This is a genomic window from Streptomyces sp. NPDC058459 (assembly GCF_042721685.1).
Taxonomy (GTDB): domain Bacteria; phylum Actinomycetota; class Actinomycetes; order Streptomycetales; family Streptomycetaceae; genus Streptomyces.
The window spans coordinates 1-1,056 of the sequence record NZ_JBHXLV010000441.1; the positions used below are offsets into that span (position 1 = coordinate 1).

The 1,056-nt window shown below is 73.0% G+C and carries 1 protein-coding gene; it reads left to right on the forward strand.

Going from position 1 to position 1,056, the window contains the following annotated elements:
* Positions 1 to 126 precede the first annotated feature (126 nt).
* Positions 127 to 1,056 (forward strand): pyridoxal-phosphate dependent enzyme (locus tag ACFWN1_RS33450; RefSeq protein ID WP_384370585.1); only part of this gene is annotated, 930 nt, incomplete at its 3' end.

A 1,056-nucleotide genomic window follows, 5' to 3' on the forward strand; every position in this document is an offset into this window, starting at 1 on the left:
TCACCGCCCACCGAGCCCTGCCACCGTCCCCGCCCACCGAGCCCTGCCACCGTCCCCGCCCACCGAGCCCTGCCACCGATCCCGCCCACCGAGCCCTAGCGCCGATCACTTTCTGGGGGACCCGCCATGCCCGCCGAACCGCACCTCACCCTCGACGACGTCCGCGCGGCCGCCGCCCGCCTGGAGGGTGTCGTCCACCGGACCCCCGTCCTCACCTCGCGCACGCTCGACGCCCGCGTCGGGGCGGAGGTGTTCATCAAGTGCGAGAACTTCCAGCGGATCGGCGCCTTCAAGTTCCGGGGCGCCTACAACGCCGCCGTACAACTGCCGCCGGAGCAGCTCGCCAAGGGCATCGCCGCCTTCTCCTCCGGCAACCACGCCCAGGCGGTCGCGCTGGCCGCCCGGGAACTGGGCACCACGGCCGTCATCCTGATGCCCGAGGACGCGCCCCGCTCCAAGCGGGAGGCCACCCTCGGCTACGGCGCCGAGGTCGTCACCTACGACCGCTACAAGGAGGAGCGCACCGCGCTCGGCGAGGGACTGGCCAGGGACCGGGGGCTGGCCCTGATCCCGCCCTACGACCACCTCGACGTCATCGCCGGCCAGGGCACGGCCGCGTTGGAGCTGCTGGAGGACACCGGGGAGCTGGACGCGCTGGTGGTCCCGGTGGGCGGCGGCGGGCTCATCGCGGGCTGTGCCGTCGTGGCGAAGTCGCTGCGTCCGGCGGTGCGGGTGATCGGCGTGGAGCCGGCGGCGGGCGACGACACCAGGCGCTCGCTGGAGTCGGGTGCGCGGGTGACCATCCCGGTGCCGCGCACCATCGCCGACGGGCAGATGCTGCCCACTCCCGGCGAGATCACCTTCGCGCTCAATCAGCGGCTGGTCGACGCCATCGCGCTGGTCAGTGACGAGGAGATCGTCGAGGCCATGCGGTTCGCCTTCGAACGTCTGAAGATCGTCCTCGAACCGAGCGGTGCCACCCCGCTCGCGGCCCTGCTGTCGGGGCGGGTCGAGAACCTTCCGCCTCGTGTCGGCCTCATCGCCTCGGGCGGGAAC